Below are 23,811 nucleotides of genomic sequence, written 5' to 3'. Positions count from 1 at the left end.
TCATGCAGACCCTATCCAAATACGTGATTCTCGGCGGCGCATTGCTTTTGGGCTATGGCGCCACAGCGACGGCGGCGACCTTTGTCGATCTGGGCAATGCGGCGGGCAAGCAATGTGTCGCAGTCTCGGTCAATGACAGCGGCCAGACCGTGGGCAGTTGCAGCACGGCGACCCCCAGCGCCAATGACAACCCCTGGTATGCGGCCTCTAGCGCGGGGCCCCAGCAAGTGTTGCCGCCGCTGGTGGCCAACCAACCCTGCTCAGTGGGGAGCATTGGCAATAGCGGGGTGATGGTGGGGCGTTGTACGGATGCGAGCAATTTCAATTTTGCTGTGACCTGGAGCGCCGCTGCACCGGCGGCGGCCCCGATCAAGCTCACCCCCCTTCCGGCGACTTTGTTGTTTCCCTTGTTGCGTCCCGCCGATGTCCATACCTATGCGACCGCCCAGAACCAGCAAGGAGCGGTGCTCGGCTTGAGTATCAGTGGCAGCGGCAAATCTACCGTTGTGTTGTATCGGCCAGGCATGACAGCGCCCGAGCGCATCTCTGACTGGGACAGCATGTGTCTCGGTACGGTGGTGAACAATACCCTGATCAGCGGATACCCCAGCATCCTGATGAACTGCCCGGTCAACGGCAAGATTGTGGCAAGGGTTGTCCGGCGCGGAGGGGGTGGCTACACCACCACTGACTTGCCTGTGCCAGCCGGGGCAAGTTACTGCATAGCGGTGGATATGAACGATCAGAACCAGGCGGTGGGCAGTTGCCTATACCCCCACTCTGCCACCAACAGCAGCAAAACCGCATTCTGGCCCACCCCCACCAGCGCACCGTTGCTGCTCACATTGCCGTTGAATGCCATGAACTCGGGGGTTGCGGTGAACAATGCCGGGCATGTGCTGGCGCGAGGCACTGCGCCTTCGGGCTTTACCACGGATTTCTACTGGGCGGACACCAGCTCCAGCTTCGGCGTGCAGCCCATCCCGTTTTTGCCGGGCAGCGTCAGTACCAAGGCGTTTGGCCTGACTGAAAATGGCACGGTCGCGATGGACTGCACCGACAGCGCCGAGTACGCCACCGCCTGCACCTGGGATCCGGACAATGGAACCCAGGCCATTGCCCCCATTGGCGGTGGGCACCAGAGCATGCTGAACAGCATTTCGTTTAGTGGCACCTTCATTGCGGGCGCGTCCACTGACACGTCGCAAGACGTCAGTGCCGTGGTGGCGCCCTTGCCCTGAGAGGTTGGACGTCCCCCTGTAGCGTTGGATCCAGGATTGAGGAGGTGGGTATGAAAAGGACAGCAGCATTGCTGGCAGCGGGGATGATCCTTCAGTTACTGGCGGGTGCACCGAGTTACGCAGGGGGGCTTAAATCCGGGGTGCACTTCCCACCAGAGCAACTGCATCAAATGAGCTTTGTGCCGATCTTGCCATTTGATCTCACAGCCGATGCGTTTACGCCCCCCAGTCCGGTCATCAAGGCCCCGGATGTAAGCCCGATCGGCGGCAACCAATCCAATGCGCCCAGTTGGTTTGTGTGCACAAGCAAAGGCATCAAGCTGGTGCGGGACGGCTCGATAGTGAAAACCCATTATTGTGATTGAGTAGACGGTACCCAGACTTTTAATCCCTGGAGCGGTCGATGGGGGGGGGTGGATCTACGGTTGAGGAGGTGTGTATGAAAAGGACGACGGCATTGCTGGCAATAGGGACAACCCTTGTGTTTTTAGTGTCTGCACCGACTTATGCGGGGGGGCATAAAGATGAGGTGTACTACCCTGGTGGAGGTCCCATCATTGATGCGACACACCAGATCGTCACGCGAGTCTTTGGTATTATCCAGTCATTTATTCCATCCGCCCCAGTCATCAAGGCCCCGACTGTAAGCCCGATCGGCGTCAACCAATCCAATGCGCCCAATTCGTTTGTGTGCACAAGCAAAGGCATCAAGCTGGTGCGGGATGGCTCGATAGTGAAAACCCATTACTGTGATTGAAGCGCCGGCATGCCGCTGCAGGCACCGGCATGCCGGCCCCACAGCGGCCTAGCTCAGAACTGCGGCGTGTACTTCACACTGAACATTACATTGCGCGGGTCACCGTAGAAGTTGTTGCCATTCAACTGGTTGTACCCGGAGGCGTAATAGGTCTTGTCAAACAGGTTGTTGGCATTGACCGCCAACCCCACTTCCGGCGTCAGCTGATACGCCACCCGCGCATTCCACACGGTGTAGCCCGCCACGTCGTAGTTGTACTCATACCCCAGGGTATGGCTCTGGGTGGTAAAGCCCAACCCGGTGCTGACCTTGCTCCAGTCGCCACTGAACTGGTAGTCGCCCCACACCCGCAACATATGCTTGGGCGTCCACTGGCTGAATACCCGGCCCTTGTTATCCCGGTCCTCAAGGTATTTGGTGGTGTTGTAGGTATAGCCGGCAAACAGTTGCAGGCCGCTCAACACTTCACCGCTGATCTCGGCTTCCAGGCCCTGGCTGCGCACTTTGCCCGAGCCTGTGGCGCAGTAGGTGCCGCCGCAGATTTCACCCAGGGAGTAGTCGGTGATCGCACGGTTTTCCTGGTCGTAGCGGAACAGCGCCAGGGAGGTATTGACCCGCCCGTCGAGCAATTCGCCCTTGAGGCCGACTTCGTAGTTGCTGCCTATCACCGGCTTGACCACCGCCCCGCTGAGGTCGCGCTGGGTCTGGGGCTCGAACACGTCGGTGTAGCTGGCATACACCGCCCACTCGCGGCTCAGGTCGTAGACGATCCCGGCGTAGGGCGTGACTTCGCCGGTTTCGTTGGTGGTGCTGGGCTTGTTGACGGTGGTGGCGTGGGTCACCGCCGTGATGCCCGAGGAGGTATAGCTGTAGTCATACCAACTGACACGGGCGCCGAGTACCAGGGTCAACGGGTCGATGGGCTTGACGCGCCAGCTGCCATACAGGCCTTTTTGGCGGATGTCGTATTTGCTCGGTGTTGCACGGCCGCCGGGGGTGTTCATCAGACCCTCGTAGCTGATTTCGGGGCGGTGGTTATCGATGTCGAAGATGTTGTCGGTGCTTTGGTTAAAGGTCCGGGCAATGACGTCGTTGGTGGTGTATTTGGAATAGTTGCCGCCCAGGGTGATTTCCTGGGCCATCGACAGCGCCTCGAAACGCCCGGTGAGGTGGCTGTCCAGGCCGATCTTGGTGCCGTCGAAATCGGTGTACCAATCGGCATAGGTCAACCCGCTGCCGTCGGCGTTAATGCCTTCGCCGGTACTCTGCACGCGTTGGTGGGTGGAGGTGTTTTCTTCGCGCATGCGCACCGCGCCGAGCTTGAACTTCCAGTCATCGTTGAAGCGGTGTTCCAGGTCGGCATACAGGGTGGTGACGTCGATCTGCGAGTGGTTCCAGCGCGAGCCGCTGAAGGTCGAGCGGGGCAGGTCAATCGATTTACCCGTGCTGTAGCGCGGCAGGCCCCGCAGCATCGGCCGGGACTCGGCATTGGTGCGGCTGACGGCCAGGCCCAGGGTGGTGTCTTCCTGTAGGTCGAAGTCCAGGGCGCCGTACAGCGAGTGGGTCTTGCTCCATTCATAGTCGATGAACGAATCGCTCTGGTCTTCATCCGCCACCATCCGCCCACGGATCGTGCCGCTCTGGTTCAGCGGGCCGCCGGCGTCCAGTTGCAGGCCGTAGTGGTCCCAACTGCCGGCCTTGGCAGTAAGGGCCACGGTGGGTGCCGTCTGCCCGCGCTTGCGCACCAGGTTGATTGCGCCACCGGGGCTGCCGGTGCCCTGCAGCAGGCCGGAGGCGCCGCGCAGTACCTCCAGGCGGTCGAAGAAAATCATGTCCTGGGTGGCCCAGTTGCCCAGGGCATAGGTATTGCGCGGGATCGGCACGCCGTCGTACTGCCAGTCATCGATCTGGAAGCCGCGGGAGGTGATGATCATGCCTTTGCCCACGCCTTGCACGCCCACCAGGCCGGTGGTGTGGTTGACGGCGTCCTTGAGGTCGACCAGATCCTGGTCGTCCATTTGCTTGCGGGTCATCACCGTGATCGACTGGGGGATTTCCTTGAGGGTGTGGGTGCCCTTGCCGATCGTCACCGCCCGTGCGGCGTAGGAACCGCTGCCTTCGGTGGTGGTGGGGTCGATGCTGCGCTCGACAATCGAGGTCACGCCCAATTGCAGCGCGCTGCCCGTGTCGGTGGCAGGCTCGACGCTGAAATTACCTTGCTCGGTGATACGCAACTGCAAGCCGCTGCCCGACAACGCACGGTCCATGGCCTGTTCGGCCGGCATCTGGCCGATCACCGCCTGGGCCTGTTTACCCTGCACCAACACCGGGTCCAGGGACACAATCCGTCCGCTCTGGCTGGCAATGGCGTTCAGCGTTTGTGCCAGCGGGCCGGCTGGCAGGTTGAAAGACAGGCTTTGCGCCTGTACCAAGGCAGGGCTCGCCAGGGTTGCCAGGGCAACGGCGACAGAAAGGGCGTGGGGCCAAGGGTTGAGCACAGCATTCTCCTGAAGGTGTGGACGTGTCAGGAGATAGGTGGGTCGAGAATTGAAAACCGGACACAAATAAGAGTGATTTGCATAAAAAAGTCTGGCCCGGGTTATTTGGTGCCAATCACGGTCAGCCACGGGCTGTAGTGATCCACCCGGATCGGCAGGGTTTCGGCCAGGGCCGCGAAGGCGCGGCGGGGGTCGTTGAGGGGGAATACGCCTTGCACGCGCAAGTTGCGCACCTGCGGGTCGACGCGTACAAATCCCCGGCTGTACGGGCGCAGGGCGTTGACCACCTGCTCCAGGGAATCGTCCAGCACGCTGAGGTGGCCGGCGAGCCAGTCGGCCCGGTAGCCCTGGTTGCCGGCCAACGCTTCGATGCGCTCGGCATGCAGCATCACCGATTGGCCTTGCAGCACCGTGTGCTGGATGCCGTTGTGCAGCGTCGCCTGGACCGAATGCTCCAGCACCACCACCCGCGTGGCGTCTGGCTCCTGGGACACGAGGAAGCGCGTGCCCAACGCTTGCACACTGCCCTGGGCGCTGCGCACACGCAGTGGCCGCTGGGGGTCGGCTACCACCTGAATCACCAGTTCACCGTGGCGCAGGATGATCAAGCGCTGGTGCTGATCGAACTGCACATCCACTGCGCTCTGTGCATTGAGGCTCAGGCGGCTGCCATCGGCCAGGGTGAAGGTCTGGCGTTGGCCGCGCCCGGTGTGCAGGTCGGCCAGCAGGTCGTCGCCGAGCGGGCTGCGCGCTGCCAACCACAGGCCGCCACCCAGCAGGCCCAGGCCGCCGATGGCGCGCAGTATGTCCCGGCGCGAACCTTGGGGCTGCAACAGCACTTGCCGCGCTTCGCCGGGCAGGCGTTTGTCGAGGGTGCGCAGGGTGTTCCACGAGCCGCCCAGGCGTTCCTGCAAACGGGACCAGGCTTGGACGTGGGCCGGGTCGAGGGCCAGCCAGGCATTGAAGCGCTCCTGCAACCGCGCATCCGGTGTGCCGGCGCGCAGGCGCACCATCCAGTCGATGGCCTGCTCGCTGACCGGGTCCAGCCGGGCCTTGCTCACGGGGCCAGCTCGGCCAGGTAGCACTGGCGCAGGGCCTGTTTCATATAGCGGCTGACGGTGCGCTCGGACAACTGCAACTTGCGCGCAATCGCCACGTAGCTCATGCCGTCCAACTGGCTATAAAGGAACGTGGCCTTGACGATCAGCGGCAAGCCATCGAGGGCGCGGTCAATGGCGACCAGGGCCTGGATCAGTTGCAGTTGGTCTTCAGGGGAGGGCGCCAAGGCTTCGGGGGTGGCGGCCAGGCGTTCCAGGTAGGCGGTTTCCAGGCGACTGCGCCGGTAGCGATCAAAGATCAGCCGGCGGGCAATGGTCGAGAGATAAGCCCGGGGTTGCTCGATGCTGTCGGGGTCGACCCGGGCGGCGAGCATCTGGCAGAAGGTATCGGCGGCGGTGTCTTCGGCATCGGCATGGTTACGCACGCGATGCTGGATATGTTGCAGCAGCCAACGGTGATGGTCATTGAAAAAGAAGCCCAGCTTGCGGATTGGAGGTGACTGCACGGGTCGACTTTCTCAAGGGTGGTATTGTGAATCGTTCTCAATACTACCTTTTGTGCGAGGGGGGGTGCAATAACCGGTAGTTGCAGGAGCAACCTCGCGCCTACATAAAACGGCATTCCAGCGTTATAGGGCCGGTTGTACGCAGCCATCCAGCGCCTGGTCTTGCGAGGCATTGACCAAAATAGTGTGCTCGCTCCAGAGCCCCAGCGTTCAAAAACGCAGATCCCGCAAACACCGACAAACCCTGTAGGAGTTGTCGAGCTTTAGCGAGGCTGCGATAGCGGCGGTTCAGCCAACATCAATGCCAGCAGTACCGCCGCCATCGCAGCCTCGCTGGAGCTCGACAGCTCCTACATTGTTTGTGCCCGCTCCAGAGCCCCGGCGTTCACAGACGCAGATCCCGCAAACACCAATAAACCCTGGTAGGAGTTGTCGAGCTTTAGCGAGGCTACGATAGCGGTGGTTCAGCCAACATCAATACCAGCAATCCCGCCGCCATCGCAGCCTCGCTGGGGCTCGACAGCTCCTACATTGTTTGTGCCCGCTCCAGAGCCCCGGCGTTCAGAGACGCAGATCCCGCAAACACCAATAAACCCTGGTAGGAGTTGTCGAGCTTTAGCGAGGCTACGATAGCGGCGGTTCAGCCAACATCAATGCCAGCAATCCCGCCGCCATCGCAGCCTCGCAGGGGCTCGACAGCTCCTACATTGTTTGTGCTCGCTCCAGCGCCCCAGCGTTCAAAAACGCAGATCCCGCAAACACCAATAAACCCTGTAGGAGTTGTCGAGCTTTAGCGAGGCTACGATGGCGGTGGTTCAGCCAACATCAATGCCAGCAATCCCGCCGCCATCGCAGCCTCGCTGGGGCTCGACAGCTCCTACATTGTTTGTGCTCGCTCCAGAACCCCGGCGTTCAAAGACGCAGATCCCGCAAACACCGACAAACCCTGTAGGAGTTGTCGAGCTTTAGCGAGGCTACGATAGCGGTGGTTCAGCCAACATCAATGCCAGCAGTACCGCCGTCATCGCAGCCTCGCTGGGGCTCGACAGCTCCTACATTGTTTTGGGGCGGCTTTAATATTGTGCTCGCGCCAGAGCCCCGGCGTTCAAAGACGCAGGTCCCGCAAACACCGACAGCTCCCACCTCGATTTTCATTGTTTGGGGGATTGCATTTGAGATGCAGTAGACGCGTGCAACAGGGAATTCAGACCCCTGAATCTCCAAGGTGGGAGCTGTAGGCACTGGCAACATTGATATCCGCCCTCGCAACGATCCGGGCAATGTTTTTGATCGCTCCCACAGGACGTGGGAGCGATCCGTCAATCAAGACGCTATCAGGCGATAGCATCCCAGGCGCGGTCGCCTTTTTCGTCCTTGATGCGGGTCGGCAGGCCCATTACGTCCAGCGCCTTGAGGAACGGCTCGGCTGGCAGTTCTTCAACGTTGGCCATGCGTTGCACGTCCCACTCGCCACGGGCTACCAGCAGCGCAGCGGCTACCGGTGGAACGCCTGCGGTGTAGGAGATGCCCTGGCTGTCGGTCTCGGCATAGGCTTCTTCGTGGCAGGCCACGTTGTAGATGAACAGCTCGCGTGGCTGGCCATCCTTGGTGCCCTTGACCAGGTCGCCGATGCAGGTCTTGCCGGTGTAGCCCGGTGCCAGGGAAGACGGGTCAGGCAGCACGGCCTTGACCAGTTTCAATGGCACCACTTGCAAGCCTTCGGCGGTGGTGACCGGTTTCTCGGAGAGCAGGCCGAGGTTGTTCAGCACGGTGAACACATTGATGTAGTGTTCGCCGAAGCTCATCCAGAACCGCACGTTGGGCACGTCGAGGTTTTTCGACAACGAGTGCACTTCATCGTGGCCGGTCAGGTACAGGTTCTGTGAACCCACTACCGGCAGGTCGTCGGTACGTTTTACTTCGAACATGGTGTTGCTGGTCCACTGGCTGTCCTGCCAGCTCCACACCTGTCCGGTGAATTCGCGGAAGTTGATTTCCGGGTCGAAATTGGTGGCGAAATATTTGCCGTGGCTGCCGGCATTGACGTCGAGAATGTCGATCGAATCAATGCGGTCAAAATGCTGTTGTTGCGCCAGCGCCGCATAGGCGTTGACCACACCTGGGTCAAAACCCACACCGAGGATCGCAGTGATGTTCTTCTGCTTGCATTCCTCCAGGTGGTTCCACTCGTAGTTGCCGTACCACGGCGGGGTCTCGCAGACCTTGCCCGGCTCTTCGTGGATGGCGGTGTCGAGGTAAGCCACGCCCGTGTCGATGCAGGCACGCAGTACCGACATGTTGAGGAAGGCGGAGCCGACGTTGATGACGATCTGCGATTGGGTTTCGCGGATCAGTGCCTTGGTCGCTTCCACGTCCAGGGCGTCCAGTGCAAAGGCCTGGATCTGGGCGGGTACCTTGAGGCTACCCTTGGCCTTGACGCTGTCGATGATGGCCTGGCATTTGGAGATGTTGCGCGACGCGATAGCAATACGACCGAGTTCGTCGTTGTGCTGCGCGCACTTGTGGGCCACCACCTTGGCGACACCTCCTGCACCAATGATAAGAACGTTCTTTTTCAATTGCTTTATCTCTCCTTTATCTGTCCGCTTTACGAAAGGCTGGACAGGTAGTCGTCGTAACCAAATTCACGAACCACTTCGACTGTACCGTCGAGTTGTTTCACTACGATGGACGGCATTTTCAGGCCGTTGAACCAGTTTTTCTTGACCATGGTGTAGCCTGCCGTGTCGATGAACGACAGTCGATCGCCGATGGCCAGCGGCTGATCAAATTGGTATTCGCCGAAGATGTCCCCGGCCAGGCACGACTTGCCGCACACCATGTAGGTGTGTTCGCCGGTGCTCGGCGCCAGCTTGGCGTTGAGGCGATAGATCAGCAGGTCCAGCAAATGGGCTTCGATGGAGCTGTCGACCACGGCGAGGTTTTTGCCGTTGTACAGGGTGTCGAGCACGGTCACTTCCAGGGAGGCGCTGTTGGTGATCGCCGCTTCGCCGGGTTCCAGGTACACCTGCACGTCGTACTTTTGCGAGAACGCCTTGAGGCGCTGGCAGAACGCGTCGATGGCGTAGCCTTCACCGGTAAAGTGGATGCCGCCGCCGAGGCTGACCCAGTTGACCTTGTGCAGCAGCGCGCCGAAGCGTTCTTCGATGGTGCCGAGCATCTTGTCGAACAGCTCGAAATCACCGTTCTCACAGTTGTTGTGGAACATGAAGCCGGAGATTTGCTCGATCACGCCTTCGATTTTCACCGGGTCCCACTCGCCCAGGCGGCTGAACGGGCGCGCCGGGTCGGCCAACAGGTAGTCGGAGCTGCTCACTTGCGGGTTGACGCGCAGGCCGCGAGTCTTGCCTTCGCTGCGCTCGGCAAAGCGCTGCAGCTGGCTGATGGAGTTGAAGATGATCTTGTCGCAGTTGTCGAGCATCTCCTCGATTTCATCGTCGGCCCAGGCCACGCTATAGGCGTGGGCCTCGCCTTCGAACTTCTGGCGACCGAGCTTGAGCTCATACAGCGACGAGGACGTGGTGCCGTCCATGTATTCCTGCATCAGGTCGAACACCGACCAGGTGGCAAAGCACTTGAGCGCCAGCAGCGCCTTGGCGCCGGACTGTTCGCGCACGTAGGCGATCTTCTGCATGTTGACCAGAAGCTTCTGTTTGTCGATGAGGTAATACGGGGTTTTGATCATTTTTCAGAGCCTGCGGCGGAGCCTGCCAAAAAAGGACAGGCATTGTGCCCGCACTTGCTCAGGATCGAAAGGTTAGTCAGCGGAATTTGCAGGCTTTGGTCTGCGCGATACTCAGGTATTGGTCTTTAACTTGGTCCACAACCGTGTGGCCAGGCGGGCGATGGCTGGTGGCAGGTCTTCGACGGTGAACAGGCTGTCCAGCACAGCCCCGGAGGGGTAGATCGCCGGATCTTGCTTGACCTCGGGATCAACGAACGGGTCCGCCGCACGGTTGGGGTTGGCGTAGTGAATGTGGTTGCTGATGTTGGCAATCACCTTGGGCTCCAACAGGTAGTTCATGTAGGCATAGGCATTCGCCTCATGGGGCGCGGCCTTGGGCATCACCACCATGTCGAGCCACAGGGTGGAGCCTTCCTTGGGGATCGAGTAGCCAATCTCGATGCCGTTCTTCGCCTCCCTGGCACTCGCTGCTGCCTGCACCACGTCGCCGTTGAAGCCGATGACCGCGCAGATATTGCCGTTGGCCAGGTCGCTGATGTACTTGGAGGCATGGAAGTACTGCACGTATGGCCGGATCTTCAGCAGCGCCTGCTCGGCCTTTTTGTAGTCCTCGGGGGCGTGGCTGTGGTGCGGCAGGCCCAGGTAGTTGAGGGTGATCGGCAGCACCTGTGTCGGGTTGTCGATAATCGCCACGCCACACGCGCTGAGCTTCCTGATGTTGTCTTCAGCAAAGAACAGGCTCCAGGAGCGGGTGACGTCGGTGGTGCCGAAGATCGCCTTGATCTTTGCGACGTTGTAGCCGATCCCCGCCGAACCCCACATATAGGGAAAGCCGTACTGATTGCCGGGGTCGTTGACTTCGAGCTTTTTCAGCAGCGCCGGATCGAGGTTGTGCCAGTTGGGCAGGCGGTTCTGGTCCAGCTTCTGGATGGCCCCGGCCTTGATCAGGCGTGAGAGGAAGTGGTTGGACGGGCTGACCACGTCATACCCGGTGTTGCCGGTCATCAGCTTGGACTCCAGGACCTCGTTGCTGTCATGGATGTCGTAGGTGGCCTGGATGCCGGTGGCCTGGGTGAAGGCGGGCAGGGTGTCGTCGGCGATGTAGCCGTTCCAGTTGGAGATGTTGACGGTTTCACCCGCCAGCGCGGCGGATGAACACAGCGCGAGCAAGGTGGCCATGGAGCGTTTGCGAATAAGCATGATCAAGCACCTGTGTGAAGGTTTGTTGTTCTTGTGTGATCAGATTTCGCTGCGCGCCCGTACGGCTTCCACGCGCATGCGCAGCAGGGCCCCGAGGTCGAACAGCGGGCGCGGCGGTAGCCAGCCGGGCTGGGCGCGCTGGATGACCGATTGCAGCAGCGGCGAGGTGTGCCCCGAGGCCCATTCCGCCAGCAGGCGCCCCCACAGGCTGCCCCGGGCCACGCCGGCACCGTTGCAGCCCGCGACCGCATACAGGCCATCGCGCACCTTGGCGAAGTACGGCTGCCCGGAGCGCGTGGCGCTCAAGTGGCCAGTCCAGGAGTAGTGGATGTCTTGCTCGTCCAGCCACGGAAAGCGCCGTTGCAAACCCTGTACATGGTGCCGGCGGCGCTGCAGCAGTTCACGGTTGGACAGGTCGCGGGTCCGGTATTCGGCGGTGTTGCGGATCATCACCCGGCGATCCGGAGTCAGGCGCACCGTAGCCCCCAGCGGGCGGGTGGAGAGCACGCCCCAGGGGTCGACTGTGCCCATCTGGCGGTACTCTTCGTCGGTGAGCGGGCGGGTCAGGCTGGCACTGAGCTCCATGGGGAAGCTGGCGCTGTGGTCCAGGCCAACCCGGGGAATAAAGGCGTTCAGGCACACCAGCACCTGGCGGGCCTCGACGCTGCCATTGACGGCGTTGGCGCGGATGGCGCCATGGGCCATGGGCTCCAGGCCCGTCACGGGGCTGTTCTCAAAGAGCGTTACGTTGGCGGGCAAGGCCTGCAGCAGGCCGGTGACGTACTTGGCCGGTTGCAGCAAGGCGTTGCCGTTGCCGCACCAGATCGCGGCCTGGTAGTGGGCGGTGCCGAGCGTGTGGCGCAGGGCTTCGCCTTGCACGAAATGGGCAGCGGCACCCGCCGCGTGCAAGGTCGCCAGCCTGGCTTCGACCTGCTCCAGTTTGTCGCGGTCGTGGACGGCAAAGTAATAGCCGCTGTCGCGAAAGTCGCAGTCGATGTGATGGGTGGCGACGCGCTTGCGCACTTCCTGGGTGGCGGCCTGGGAGATAGTGCAGTCCACCTCATACCCGGCGAACCCGCCACGCCCCATCAACTCGTCGGCGCCGGGATACTCATGGGCCACCACAAATCCTGAATTGCGGGCCGAGGCGCCCTGGGCCGCCCGTTGTCGATCCAGCAGCACAATGCGCGCCTGCGGATGCAGTTGCGCCAGGCTATGGGCGGCACACAAGCCGGTGATGCCGGCGCCGATCACCAGCCAGTCGGCTTGGTGCGTGCCACTTAAGAGCGCACGGGCGGGCAGGCTTTGGGTTTGGGCAATCCAGCCACAGCTATTTTCCACAGGGCACCTCGGTTGAATGCATCACCGGCATGGGTGAGTCGCGCAGGATTTATTGTCAGCTGGAATCTATAGGGGCTTGGGTGATACAACCAACGTTATAAAATCATCCATCTATTCGGAAAGCGCATGGATAACCGCCATCACCTGCCTTCGCTGCAAGCCCTGCAAGCCTTGGTCGAGGTTGCCGAGCGTGGCAGCTTCACTGCCGCGGCGGGGCGCTTGTGCCTGACCCAAAGTGCGGTCAGCCGCCAGATCCAGCAATTGGAAGGCCACTACGGTGTGCCGCTGCTGGTGCGCAACAGCCGCAACCTGCGGCTGACCCTTGAGGGCGAATGGGTACTCGACAGCGCGCGTAGCGTGCTGGCGCAGTTGCAGCGCCTGGAGGATCGGCTGTCGCCGCACCAGCGCCCGTTCCGGATCCGCATGCATGTGTCATTGGCGGTGCGCTGGCTGCTGCCCAAGTTGAGTGATTTCTACCGCAGCCACCCGGATATCTCACTGGCCATCGAGACCGTGGCCACCGAGGTGGTCGAACCGGCCAGCGACAGTGACGCCTACATCCTCTACCTGCCCAAGCCCACCCACGATGGGGATTGCCTGGTGCTGTTCGAGGAAGCGCTGGTGCCGGTCTGCGCCCCTGGGCTTGGGCCGTTGGCGTCGGCGCAGGACCTGGCGCGCTTTGCCTTGCTGCACCGCTCGGCCGACCGCCAGGACTGGGCCACCTGGCTGGCGGCGCATGGCGGGCGGTCGCTGGCGGACTATCGCCATATTCCCTTCAACCTCGATGAACTGGCGCTGGATGCCGCTGCGCGCGGGCTTGGGGTGGCGATGACTGACCGCACACTGGCGGCCGAATCGGTGGAGCGCGGTGTGCTGGTAGTGCCCTTTGGCCAGGCCCTGGCCACGGGCGGGTGCTATGCGTTGTGCCTGCAACCGTCGGCCGCTGCCCATCCGGCGTTGGGGGTGGTGAGGCAGTGGTTTGGTAGCCAGGCGCACAATTCGTAAACTCTTGTCATGGCCCCAGTGGAACCTACAGCGGCGCAATGCGACGCAATAGGAAATTACATCGCTGCGGGGATACAACGTTGACTGTCAATCTGAACGCTCACTTAACTGCCCATACACCGAACCCGTCGCTGCTTGATAGCGCCGAGGTCGCGGCCCCATCCAGACCAAAGCGCGGGGTGGCGACAACTTCGGCGTTATGGCCACAACAGTCGGTCATAAAAATTTCCCTGCTGGGCATGACCCCCGAGCAAGAGGAGTTTACAAAAACCAACATCAATAAATGGGCACCCCACGTCAACCTGACTTTTGAGTTTACGGATGACTCCGACGGGGATATCCGGATTGCCGCAGACAATGATCTGTCGGGTGGCCATTCGTACCTGGGGATCCGATCGCTCAATGTACCGGCCTACAAGCCTACGACGGTCATTGGCTTCCAGGGAGGGCTCAATGCGTATAACGCCGGTACGATCCAGCATGAGTTCGGTCATGTTTTGGGGCTGCAACATGAACACCAGCACGAACACAATAATCTAGATATTAATTGGTCCGAAGTTAATAAAGCCTACATAGGTAAAGGTGGGGCGAAAGAGGTAAAGCACAACTTCAAGCCATTGGTTTCCAATGTGGTTTCGTCTGAGTACGATCGCAAATCCATCATGCATTATGGTTTTGCTTCATCCTGGCTCAATGATGGAAAAGCCATCAAGGACAACAACGAGCTATCTGAAGGCGACATCAACTTTGTCCGCTCGCTCTACCCACCTGTGGTCAAGAAAAAAACCGCCACGTCCAGTTGGTGGGACTATCGGCACCTGCACAGGGGTGCTTGAGAAGGCCTGGGGTGTTTTGATCATGAGTAGATTTCGTGATTGCCTAGAATAAAATGAGTTTGTCTCACTATCGCGCGCTGCCGACAATGGCTCCCATACCAACACATTGGAGTTTATTGTCATGGCAGTCGCTCATTCCCTTGGATTTCCGCGCATTGGACGCGATCGTGAACTGAAAAAAGCGCAGGAAGCGTTTTGGAAGGGCGAACTGGACGAAGCCGGCCTGCGTGCGGTCGGCCGTGAGTTGCGCAAGACCCACTGGGATTTGCAGAAACAGGCTGGCATCGAGCTGTTGCCGGCGGGGGATTTTGCCTGGTACGACCAGGTGCTGACCCACTCGCTGATGTTCGGCGTGATCCCCGAGCGGTTCCGCCCGGCCGACGGCAAAGCCACGTTGCAGACCCTGTTCGGCATGGCCCGTGGCGTCAGCGACAGCTGCTGCGGCGGCGCCCACGCCCAGGAAATGACCAAGTGGTTCGACACCAACTACCACTACCTGGTGCCAGAATTGAGCGCTGACCAGCAGTTCCACCTGGGCTGGGATCAGTTGTTCGAAGAAGTCCAGGAAGCCCGCGACCTGGGGCACACCGTCAAGCCGGTGGTGATCGGGCCGTTGACTTACCTGTGGCTGGGCAAGGCCAAGGGCAGCGATTTCGACAAGCTTGACCTGCTCGACCGTCTGCTGCCGCTGTACGGCCAGATCTTCCAGCGCCTGGCGGACCTGGGCGTTGAATGGGTGCAGATCGACGAGCCGATCCTGGTACTGGATTTGCCCCAGGACTGGAAAAACGCGTTTGAGCGCGCCTACAACCTGATCCAGCGTGACCCCCTGAAAAAACTGGTGGCCACCTATTTTGGCGGCCTGGAAGAAAACCTCGGCCTGGCCGCCAACTTGCCGGTTGATGGCCTGCACATTGACCTGGTGCGTGCGCCGGAACAATACCCGACCATTCTCGACCGCCTGCCGGCCTATAAAGTGTTGTCGTTGGGGGTGGTCAATGGGCGCAACGTCTGGCGCTGCGACCTGGAAAATGCCCTGGCCACCTTGCAGCACGCCCATGAACGCCTGGGTGAGCGCTTGTGGGTTGCGCCGTCTTGCTCGCTGCTGCACAGCCCGGTGGATCTGGGGCGTGAAGACAAGCTCGACGCCGAATTGAAAAACTGGCTGGCTTTCGCCGTGCAAAAATGTGCAGAAGTGGCCGTGCTGACCCAGGCCATCAACCAGCCAGAAGCGGCGAAGGTGGTTGCGGCCCTGGCCGAAAGCCGTGCCGTGCAGGCCGCCCGGGCGGCCTCGCCGAGGATCCACAAGCCGGCGGTCCAGGCCCGTGTTGCGGCCATCACTGCCAAGGACAGCCAGCGCCAGTCGCTGTTTACCCAGCGCATCGCCAAGCAGCGCGCCGGCCTCGACCTGCCGCTATTGCCGACCACCACCATTGGCTCGTTCCCGCAGACCGCGTCGATCCGCCTGGCGCGCCAGTCGTTCAAGGCCGGCAAGTTGAGCGAAGCCGAATACGTCGAGACCATGCACAGCGAGATCAAGCACGCCGTAGAAGTGCAGGAGAACCTTGGCCTGGACGTGCTGGTGCACGGTGAGGCCGAGCGTAACGACATGGTCGAGTACTTTGCCGAACAGTTGGATGGCTATGTGTTCACCCGCTTTGGCTGGGTGCAGAGCTATGGTTCGCGCTGCGTGAAACCTGCGGTGATCTTCGGCGACCTGAGCCGCCCGAAAGCCATGACGGTGGAGTGGATCCGCTACGCCCAAGGCCTGACCGACAAGGTCATGAAGGGCATGCTGACCGGCCCGGTGACCATGTTGATGTGGTCCTTCCCCCGCGAAGACGTGAGCCGCGAAGTGCAGGCCCGGCAACTGGCCCTGGCGATCCGCGATGAAGTGCTGGACCTGGAAGCGGCGGGCATCAAGATCGTGCAGATCGATGAAGCGGCCTTTCGCGAAGGCTTGCCCCTGCGCCGGGCCCAGTGGCAACACTACCTGGACTGGGCCACCGAAGCCTTCCGCCTGTGTGCCTGCGGCGTGCGTGACGAAACCCAGATCCATACCCATATGTGCTACAGCGAATTCAACGATGTGATCGAGTCCATCGCGGCGATGGATGCCGACGTGATCACCATCGAGACCTCGCGTTCGGATATGGAACTGCTGGACGCGTTCGAAGCCTTCGCCTACCCCAATGACATTGGCCCGGGCGTCTATGACATCCACTCGCCACGGGTGCCCGACGCCTCGGAAATGGCCAACCTGCTGCGCAAGGCCGCCCGGCGCATCCCGGCCGAACGGCTGTGGGTCAACCCCGACTGTGGCCTGAAGACCCGCGGCTGGCCGGAAACGGAAGCGGCGTTGATCCATATGGTGGCGGCCGCCCGGCAATTGCGGGCTGAACTGGCGTAACTGCTGCTGACACAAATCCCATTGTGCAAGCGGGCTTATGTGGCGCGGCGCCGATCTTGTGCCCAGCCAACATCCCCTGTAGGAGCGGGCTTGCCCGCGATAGCGCCAGCCCAGCCAACATTTCTGACGGCTGATACACCGCCATCGCCGGCAAGCCAGCTCCCACCTTTGTTTTGTGCCCAGCCAACATCCCCTGTAGGAGCTGGCTTGCCCGCGATAGCGCCAGCCCAGTCAGCATTGCTGACAGCTGATACACCGCCATCGCCGGCAAGCCAGCTCCCACCTTTGTTTTGTGCCCAGCCAACATCCCCTGTAGGAGCGGGCTTGCCCGCGATAGCGCCAGCCCAGTCAGCATTGCTGGCGGCTGACACACCGCCATCGCCGGCAAGCCAGCTCCCACCTTTGGTTTGTGCCCAGCCAACATCCCCTGTAGGAGCGGGCTTGCCCGCGATAGCGCCAGCCCAGCCAACATTGCTGACAGCTGATACACCGCCATCGCCGGCAAGCCAGCTCCCACCTTTGTTTTGTGCCCAGCCAACATCCCCTGTAGGCGCGGGCTTGCCCGCGATAGCGCCAGCCCAGCCAGCACTGCTGGCGGCTGATACACCGCCATCGCCGGCAAGCCAGCTCCCACCTTTGTTTTGTGCCTAGCCAACATCCCCTGTAGGAGCGGGCTTGCCCGCGATAGCGCCAGCCCAGCCAACATTGCTGACAGCTGATACACCGCCATCGCCAGCAACCCCGAGCCCACCTGATCAGAGGTATTTAAGCCAGGCAATATCCCGCCGCCGCGCCTTCAGCCGGGCAAACCAGCGCACGGGCAGGTACAACGCCAGCGGCAGCAGCAACGCCACCAGCCACACCGCCCCCACGCTGTCGAACCCCAAATGCGTGCCCTGGTTCAAGCCAAACAGCGCCACGCCCAGCACGTACATCACCTTCAACACATACAAATGCAGCAAATAAAAGAACATCGGCGCCGCGCCGAACACCGACAGGGTGGCGATCCAGCGCCGTTGCCCGGCGCGTTCGAACGCCAGCAGCAACAGCAGCCCCACACCCAATGTGAGCGCGAGGAATAGCAGGGAAGGCGGATATTTGGTGATGTTGAAGAAACTCATCAGCGTCTGCACGTGGCTGTCGTACACCTGCCAAGGCGCCTCACCGTAGCCATTGAGCGTGCGCAACGCCACAAAGCCCACCAGCGCGGCCACGCCTGTCAGTAACAGGTACCGCTGACGCCGCGCCGCTGTCATCGAGCCGGCAAACCACGGGCCGATGCCGTAACCCAGGGCAATCACCCCGATCCACGGCAACACCGGGTACGTCGTGCGCAGGCGCAGGGAGTCGCCGACCTCGATCCAGCTACGCTCATGCAGGATCGTCCAGGGAGCGTGCCACGCCGACCCCGCTGCGACGTGCAGGCCATCGAGCAGGTTATGCCCGCCGATGATCAGCAGCGCCAGGCCGATCAGCAGCGGGCGCGGCAGCCACACCAGTGCGGCGAGGGCGATCATGCTCACGCCGATGGCCCAGATCACCTGCATGTAGATCACGCTGGGCGGCAGTTGGAAGGTCCAGGCGAAGTTCACCAGGGTAAATTCCAGCACCACCAGGAACAGCCCGCGCTTGAACAGAAACGCCGAGACATCGCCACGGCCCTGGTATTTCTCGCCGTACAGGAACGCCGACAAGCCCGTCAGCAACACAAACACCGGCGCACACAAGTGGGCCAGGGTGCGGCTGAAAAACAGCGCAGGTTCCGTGCTGTCGATGTTCATCGGGTCGCTGACCTGGCGGTGCAGCAGGAACGTCTCGCGCACGTGGTCGAGCAACATGAACAGGATCACCAGGCCGCGCAGGGCGTCGATGGACAGCAGGCGTTGGCGTGAGCGAGGAACAGCGTCAGTCATGGGGCGAGGTCGTCAGCAGAAGAGGAGGGTGGTTATCTTATAACATTGGGCGGCAAGCGTGGATTTCCGAGTCGGAATCGGCTCATTCAGATGCTAGGGTAGGCCACAGACCTAACGACCCTGGAGTCACTTATGAGCGCCCCGATTGATTTCAAAACCGTCGTGCAATTCTGGACGGCGGCGGGCCCATCACGCTGGTTCAAGAAAGATCCACAGTTCGATGCCGAATTCGGTGCACGCTTCCATGAGGCCCACTTCCAGGCGGCCAGGGGTGAGCTGGAACACTGGCTGAGCGAACCCGAAGGCGCGCTGGCGCTGCTGATCCTGCTCGATCAATACCCGCGCAATACCTTTCGCGGCACTGCCCATATGTTCGCGACCGATCCACTGGCCAGGGCCTACGCCGGGCGTATGGTCGACGCGGGACTGGACCGCCAGATCGACCCGGCATTGCGCGCGTTCTGCTACTTGCCCTTTGAGCATTCCGAGCAACCTGAGGACCAGCAGCGCTCCCTGGCGCTGAACAAACAATTGGATGCCGACACCTATCACTGGGCCAAGGAGCATGCCGAGATCATCCAGCGATTCGGCCGCTTTCCCCATCGCAATGGGGCGTTGGGCCGGGTGACGACCGAGGAGGAGCAGGCGTTCCTGACGGGCGGTGGGTTTTCCGGCTAGGTGGTGGGAGCCTGCCGTATTCCGTCAAGGAATGCCCCTATAAAAAGGCTGCATTGTATTTATCGCCACACATCTCGTAGCGTGGCTGCTCACCCAAGGAGATGCCGCCGTGACGAACCTGCCGATGCGCTTGTATGTCGATGCCCAGTTCACCAGCCCGTATGCGATGTCGGTGTTTGTAACCCTGCGGGAAAAAGGCCTGCCGTTTGAAGTGCGCACCCTCGACCTGGACGCGTTGGAGCAGCAGGCGCCGGTGTTTGCCGGGCTGTCCGTGACGCAGCGTGTGCCGACCCTGGAGCAGGGCGGGTTTGCGTTGTCCGAGTCGTCGGCGATTACCGAGTACCTGGAGGATGTATTTGCACAGGTGCCGGTGTATCCGAGGGAACCGCGCCAACGCGCGCGGGCGCGGCAGATCCAGGCGTGGTTGCGCAGTGACTTGCTGCCGATCCGCCAGGAGCGCTCCACGCTGGTGGTGTTTTGCGCGGTCAAATATGGCCCGCTATCAACCCAGGCCCAGGTGGCGGCCGACAAACTGATTGCGGCGGCGCAGCAGTGGTTGGCCGAGGGCGATGACTATCTGTTTGGCCAATGGTCGATTGCCGATGTGGACCTGGCCGTGATGCTCAACCGGCTGATCCTCAACGGCGACCCGGTGCCCGCGCGGCTGGTGGCGTATGCCCAGCGGCAGTGGCAGCGGCCATCGGTGCAGGCCTGGGTCAACCAGGCACGTCCGTCGTTGTAGCGCCCAGCGGCCACTCCTGCGTGACCCGGCGGTCGAGGTCTTCCCAGTCCTCCATGCCGAGCACCCGGGTGGTGTTCAGGCCGCGCAGGTAACCGCGTAGTTGCTGGGCGGCGGCGCAGGCTTGGTCGGTAGCGGCAGCGGGGTCCTGCAGGACGTTTTCGTACTCGACCAAATAGTCGGCGACGCGCTCGCGAAACTCCGGCAGCACGGCGTTGCGGATGCGATCAAAAGTCTTCTGGTGGGGTTTCATGAATAGGTCCTTCTTATAGATTTTATTGGTGTCTGTGTCGCAACCGTCAGTTTGGCATGGCTTCGCGGCTGAAATTCTCCACCGCAGACACCAACCCCTTGGCAGCCAGCGCCACCAGTTCAGCGCCTTTCTCCGGGGTTGCCAGGGCCGGGTCGGAACCCATCCGGCCATCCGGGTGGCGGGCGCGGAAGTCCTGGGCCTCGCGGATCGGGCCGGAGGACGCGATCTGCGGTGAATAGTCGGCGGTCTTGATTGAGTCCGGATAAGCCCACTGGGTAATCGCGATCTCGGAAGGGGTGGCATGGGTGCCATGCCCCGTCGGGAATTGCGCGCGCGCCAGTTCGCCAACGCCTTCCAGGTCCCACCAGTTGCACAGCTTCAAGGCGAAGCCGGCGGGGCGACGGGCGAAGCTGGCCTCGGCGTACAACTCGGAAAAGGCCGCTTCAATGGTGGCGATATTGCCGCCATGGCCATTGAGAAACAGGATCTTCTCAAAGCCATGGGCCGCCAGGGAACGGGTCCAGTCGCCAATCGCGGCGATAAACGTCGATGGGCGCAGGGAGATGGTGCCGGGGAACCCGAGGTGATGCTGGGCCATGCCGATATTGAAGGTCGGGCCGACCAGGATATCAGCGTCTTTTTGCGCCTGATGGGCAATGATTTCCGGGCACATCCAATCGGTGCCCAACAGGCCGGTGGGGCCATGTTGTTCGTTGGAACCGATGGGAATCACAACGGTACGGCTGCGGTCGAGAAATTGGCCAATCTCGATCCACGTTGACTGGTGCAAAAGCATTTGAGGTTCTCTCTCTGGTCAGGCTCGGCCCTCCAGATACTACCTCAACCGGCGCTGGCGATCTGGCGCGGCTTGCAATTGAGGTAGGCCGAGGATTTCAACCAGCGCTGGTCGGGATACCAGGAGAACATGAACTGCCCATCCTTGAGCTTGTCCACCACCTGGCGCGCCACTTGCGGGCGCACGGCGGGGCAGCCCTGGCTGCGGCCGATGCGGCCTTCACGCTTGCTCCACAGGGGGCTGACGTAGTCGGCGGCATGGATCACGATGGCGCGGTCGCGGGCCTGGTCATTGAAGCCGGGCTCCAGGCCGTCCATGCGCAACGAATAGCCGTGGGTGCCCTGGTAGCTTTCCTGGGTGCGGAACAGGCCCAGGCTGGATTGATGGCTGCCTTCGCTGTTGGAGAACTGTGTGGCGAAGTTTTCCCCGGATTTTTGCCCATGGGCCACCAGGTCGCGCAGCACCAGCTTTTTTTGCCGCAGATCGAAAATCCACAGGCGACGGGCGGTCGAAGGCTGCGAATAGTCAATCACGGCCAGGCGTTCGGAGCGTTCCTGGCCATTGTTGACAGCACACTGCATGGCGCTGAGGGCGCTTTTGAGGACTGCGGGATTGAGTTCTGGAGCCGAGCGCGCCAGGCTGCTATACAAGGTATGAGGTTTGGCATTCTCTGCGAAGGCACCCGTACAGAACGCGGCCAGGGCGACGGCGATCAGGCCGAGTCGGCAGTCAATATTGAGCATGTATATCGCATCCCCGCCGTAGATTGGAGCTAAGCCATTGTTCAAAAAACACGCATGTTACTTGAGCCTTTGCTTGCTCGTAGCACCATTGGTCGCCACGGCTGATGAAGTGCTGGTCGAGCCGTCAAACCCAGTACAGCTGGCACTTGGGCAGTTGTCGAGCGTTTGCCCCGGTTTGGCTGCGCAACTGGATGTACCCGCCGAGGCGCGGTTGCAGGCTTTTTACCAGCAACAAGGCAATGTCGCCCTCTGGCCGGAGGACGGACGCCGAAAGGCGTTGCAGGATCAATTACTGTTGCTGGCCGACGACGGCCTCGACCCGGCGCACTACCGGCTGGCCGACGTGGCGGCCACCAGCAACGTATTGTGCAGCGACTTCGAAACCAGCCAGCACTACCTACAAGCCTTGCATGACTTGCACTATGGCCGTTTGCAGCAGGCCCATTACGAACCGTTGTGGCATTCCCAGCCGCCGAGCGAAGACCCAGCCGTCGCCGTGCTGGCCCTGGCCACTGCCGGGCTCACCGACATGCCAGCCGCCTTCGACCAGGCCAGGCCCAGCGCAAAGCTGTACCGCAGCCTGCGCACAGCCTACGCCACACAGCGCCTGCAACCCTTGGCGCAATGGGGTGTGATTGCCGACGGCCCATTGCTGCGTCCCGGCGGCGAAGACTCACGGGTGCCGGCCCTCGCCCGACGCCTGGCCAGTGGTGGCTACCTGGCGAGCGCGCCCAAGGGCAATCAATACGGCAATGAACTGGTGGAGGCGGTGAAGCGCTTCCAGGCCAGCCACTCGCTGCAAGCCGACGGGGTAATCGGCCCGGGCACGGTGGCCGAGCTCAACGTCAGCCCAGCGCTGCGCCGCGAGCAGTTGCGGGTCAATCTCGAACGCTTTCGCTGGCTGGCCCAGGACCTGGAGCCGGACGGCATCCTGGTCAACGTCGCAGCCGCGCAGTTGAGCGTCTACCAAGGCGGCGTGCCCGTGTGGCAGACCCGCTTGCAGGTAGGCCGCGCCGAGCGGCAGACGCCGTTGCTCAAGTCACGCATCACGCGCCTGACCCTCAACCCCACCTGGACGATCCCGCCGACCATCATGCGCGAGGACAAGTTGCCGGCAATTCGCCTGAACCCGGAGTACTTGCGCCAACAGAACCTCAAGGTGCTCGACAGTGAAGGCCGTGCGTTGTCGCCGGAGCAGGTGGACTGGTCGCACCCTGGCAACATCCTCCTGCGCCAGGACGCCGGCCCGCGCAACCCGCTGGGCAAGATCGTCATGCGCTTCCCCAACCCGTTCTCGGTGTACCTGCACGACACGCCCAGCCAGCCGCTGTTCAGCAAGGGACCACGGGCGTTCAGCTCGGGGTGTGTGCGGGTAGAGCAGCCGATGTTGCTGCGTGATTTGTTGGTGAACCCGGCGGAAAAGGCGCGGACCGAAGAGTTGCTGGCAACCGGGCTGACCCATGAGTTCCGCCTGGCGACGCCGGTGCCGGTGTTGCTGGGTTATTGGACAGTGCAGGTGGATAGCCAGGGCGCGTTGCTGTACGCGCCGGATATTTATGGCCGTGATGGCGTGCTGTTGAAGGCGTTGGGTGCTGTCCTGTAGGCGCTCCCACCTGAACGGGGATCTGTTCAATATGAGACCCCGTTGGCATCCTTGAAAAAATAACCATCAGGTAGTTCTTAAACCCTCAAGAAACTGACCAGACTTGCCGACGTGATGGGTATATACCCAGGAGCGTTCAATATGAGCAGTCAACGTTTGGCAGTCGGTATCAGCCTGTTTTTCGCGCTCGTCAGCGCCAGTGGCCAAGCAGCAACCACCGTGGCCCATGGCGTTATCCAGTTTCGCGGCAGTATCGTGGAGGCCACCTGCACCGCAGGGAGCGGGGCAGGGTCGACGTTGGCGCTGCGCGGTTGCCCGATGTTTGCACCCGGGGGCGACATCAGCGCCTCTGGCGTCGAGCCGGTGCGCACGGTCAGTGCGCTGGACCACTCAACCGTCAAGGTCAAGCTGGTGACCGAAACCAGCGGCGATGGTCGTTACTTCGATCGGCAATACAGCCTGAACGATGGGGCGGGCAAGCCGTTGCGCTCAGGGGCTTACCTGGTGACGCTGAATTACCCCTGACAG

21 protein-coding genes are annotated in these 23,811 nt (G+C 61.6%); 10 read left to right on the top strand and 11 right to left on the bottom strand.

Annotated features, from left to right (window positions below; translation table 11 throughout):
• Window positions 1-2 precede the first annotated feature (2 nt).
• The 3 genes from HBO11_RS26360 (at window position 3) to HBO11_RS26350 (ending at window position 1,998) form a co-directional block, all read left to right on the top strand.
• Window positions 3-1,241 carry a hypothetical protein gene (locus HBO11_RS26360; RefSeq protein ID WP_169957364.1) on the top strand — a complete coding sequence of 413 codons (1,239 nt, stop codon included), beginning with the start codon at window positions 3-5 and terminating at the stop codon, window positions 1,239-1,241.
• Window positions 1,242-1,291: 50 nt separating this feature from the next.
• Window positions 1,292-1,606 carry a hypothetical protein gene (locus HBO11_RS26355; RefSeq protein WP_170059011.1) on the top strand — a complete coding sequence of 105 codons (315 nt, stop codon included), beginning with the start codon at window positions 1,292-1,294 and terminating at the stop codon, window positions 1,604-1,606.
• A 74-nt stretch (window positions 1,607-1,680) separates the two neighbouring features.
• Window positions 1,681-1,998, top strand: a complete 318-nt coding sequence (locus HBO11_RS26350; protein ID WP_170041019.1) for a hypothetical protein — start codon at window positions 1,681-1,683, stop codon at window positions 1,996-1,998.
• A gap of 53 nt (window positions 1,999-2,051) precedes the next feature.
• Here the strand turns inward: HBO11_RS26350 and HBO11_RS26345 are convergent, their stop codons facing one another.
• The 7 genes from HBO11_RS26345 to HBO11_RS26315 all read right to left on the bottom strand — a co-directional run bounded on the left by HBO11_RS26345 (window position 2,052) and on the right by HBO11_RS26315 (window position 12,307).
• Window positions 2,052-4,496, bottom strand: coding sequence for a TonB-dependent receptor (locus HBO11_RS26345; RefSeq protein WP_169957389.1), 2,445 nt, complete (start codon window positions 4,494-4,496; stop codon window positions 2,052-2,054).
• 101 nt (window positions 4,497-4,597) lie between these two features.
• Window positions 4,598-5,557 (bottom strand): FecR family protein, encoded by a 960-nt coding sequence (locus HBO11_RS26340; RefSeq protein WP_169957391.1) that lies wholly within the window; start codon window positions 5,555-5,557, stop codon window positions 4,598-4,600.
• Complete coding sequence (locus HBO11_RS26335; protein ID WP_104912118.1) at window positions 5,554-6,060, bottom strand: sigma-70 family RNA polymerase sigma factor; 507 nt, start codon at window positions 6,058-6,060, stop codon at window positions 5,554-5,556. The genes HBO11_RS26340 and HBO11_RS26335 overlap by 4 nt, the downstream gene beginning before the upstream one ends.
• Before the next feature lie 1,334 nt (window positions 6,061-7,394).
• Entirely contained in the window at window positions 7,395-8,639 is a 1,245-nt protein-coding gene (locus HBO11_RS26330) for a saccharopine dehydrogenase family protein (protein WP_169957090.1), read from the bottom strand.
• 29 nt (window positions 8,640-8,668) lie between these two features.
• The gene (locus tag HBO11_RS26325) at window positions 8,669-9,766 is read right to left on the bottom strand and encodes a carboxynorspermidine decarboxylase (RefSeq protein ID WP_169957091.1); all 1,098 of its coding nucleotides are present in this window, start codon (window positions 9,764-9,766) and stop codon (window positions 8,669-8,671) included.
• Window positions 9,767-9,877: 111 nt separating this feature from the next.
• Window positions 9,878-10,966, bottom strand: coding sequence for a polyamine ABC transporter substrate-binding protein (locus HBO11_RS26320; protein ID WP_170059010.1), 1,089 nt, complete (start codon window positions 10,964-10,966; stop codon window positions 9,878-9,880).
• Between the two features lie 39 nt (window positions 10,967-11,005).
• Window positions 11,006-12,307 carry an FAD-dependent oxidoreductase gene (locus HBO11_RS26315; RefSeq protein ID WP_169957094.1) on the bottom strand — a complete coding sequence of 434 codons (1,302 nt, stop codon included), beginning with the start codon at window positions 12,305-12,307 and terminating at the stop codon, window positions 11,006-11,008.
• 126 nt (window positions 12,308-12,433) lie between these two features.
• Between HBO11_RS26315 and HBO11_RS26310 the strand changes: the two genes are divergently transcribed.
• From HBO11_RS26310 to metE, 3 genes are all read left to right on the top strand, one after another.
• Window positions 12,434-13,312: a LysR substrate-binding domain-containing protein gene (locus tag HBO11_RS26310; protein WP_169957096.1), complete on the top strand. Its 879-nt coding sequence runs from the start codon at window positions 12,434-12,436 to the stop codon at window positions 13,310-13,312.
• An 80-nt stretch (window positions 13,313-13,392) separates the two neighbouring features.
• Complete coding sequence (locus HBO11_RS26305; protein ID WP_169957097.1) at window positions 13,393-14,148, top strand: M12 family metallopeptidase; 756 nt, start codon at window positions 13,393-13,395, stop codon at window positions 14,146-14,148.
• Between the two features lie 121 nt (window positions 14,149-14,269).
• A complete protein-coding gene (gene metE / locus HBO11_RS26300; protein WP_169957099.1) occupies window positions 14,270-16,558 on the top strand; it encodes a 5-methyltetrahydropteroyltriglutamate--homocysteine S-methyltransferase in 2,289 nt (762 codons plus the stop codon).
• Between the two features lie 755 nt (window positions 16,559-17,313).
• Here the strand turns inward: metE and HBO11_RS26295 are convergent.
• Entirely contained in the window at window positions 17,314-18,471 is a 1,158-nt protein-coding gene (locus tag HBO11_RS26295) for a DUF1624 domain-containing protein (protein WP_169957100.1), read from the bottom strand.
• A 132-nt stretch (window positions 18,472-18,603) separates the two neighbouring features.
• Here HBO11_RS26295 and HBO11_RS26290 point away from each other — a divergent pair, with 132 nt between their 5' ends.
• Window positions 18,604-19,149, top strand: a complete 546-nt coding sequence (locus HBO11_RS26290; RefSeq protein WP_169957102.1) for a DUF924 family protein — start codon at window positions 18,604-18,606, stop codon at window positions 19,147-19,149.
• A 109-nt stretch (window positions 19,150-19,258) separates the two neighbouring features.
• A complete protein-coding gene (gene yfcF / locus HBO11_RS26285) occupies window positions 19,259-19,891 on the top strand; it encodes a glutathione transferase (protein ID WP_169957103.1) in 633 nt (210 codons plus the stop codon).
• Here yfcF and HBO11_RS26280 read toward each other — a convergent pair.
• From HBO11_RS26280 to HBO11_RS26270, 3 genes are read right to left on the bottom strand one after another with little or no spacing between them, the layout of a single operon-like run.
• Window positions 19,866-20,141, bottom strand: a complete 276-nt coding sequence (locus HBO11_RS26280; protein ID WP_169957105.1) for a hypothetical protein — start codon at window positions 20,139-20,141, stop codon at window positions 19,866-19,868. The two genes, yfcF and HBO11_RS26280, sit on opposite strands and share 26 nt — an antisense overlap.
• Before the next feature lie 46 nt (window positions 20,142-20,187).
• A complete protein-coding gene (locus HBO11_RS26275) occupies window positions 20,188-20,937 on the bottom strand; it encodes a creatininase family protein (protein WP_169957106.1) in 750 nt (249 codons plus the stop codon).
• A 44-nt stretch (window positions 20,938-20,981) separates the two neighbouring features.
• Window positions 20,982-21,680, bottom strand: coding sequence for a murein L,D-transpeptidase catalytic domain family protein (locus tag HBO11_RS26270; protein WP_169957108.1), 699 nt, complete (start codon window positions 21,678-21,680; stop codon window positions 20,982-20,984).
• A gap of 37 nt (window positions 21,681-21,717) precedes the next feature.
• Here HBO11_RS26270 and HBO11_RS26265 point away from each other — a divergent pair, with 37 nt between their 5' ends.
• On the top strand, window positions 21,718-23,283 hold the full coding sequence (locus HBO11_RS26265; protein WP_169957109.1) for a L,D-transpeptidase family protein: 1,566 nt from the start codon (window positions 21,718-21,720) through the stop codon (window positions 23,281-23,283).
• A 141-nt stretch (window positions 23,284-23,424) separates the two neighbouring features.
• The gene (locus HBO11_RS26260) at window positions 23,425-23,808 is read left to right on the top strand and encodes a type 1 fimbrial protein (RefSeq protein ID WP_169957110.1); all 384 of its coding nucleotides are present in this window, start codon (window positions 23,425-23,427) and stop codon (window positions 23,806-23,808) included.
• Window positions 23,809-23,811 lie beyond the last annotated feature (3 nt).

The sequence above is a fragment of the Pseudomonas sp. WS 5010 genome (assembly GCF_012985565.1).
GTDB lineage: Bacteria > Pseudomonadota > Gammaproteobacteria > Pseudomonadales > Pseudomonadaceae > Aquipseudomonas.
Note: the sequence above shows the minus strand (reverse complement) of the source record. Positions and strands in the feature narration are given on the sequence as shown.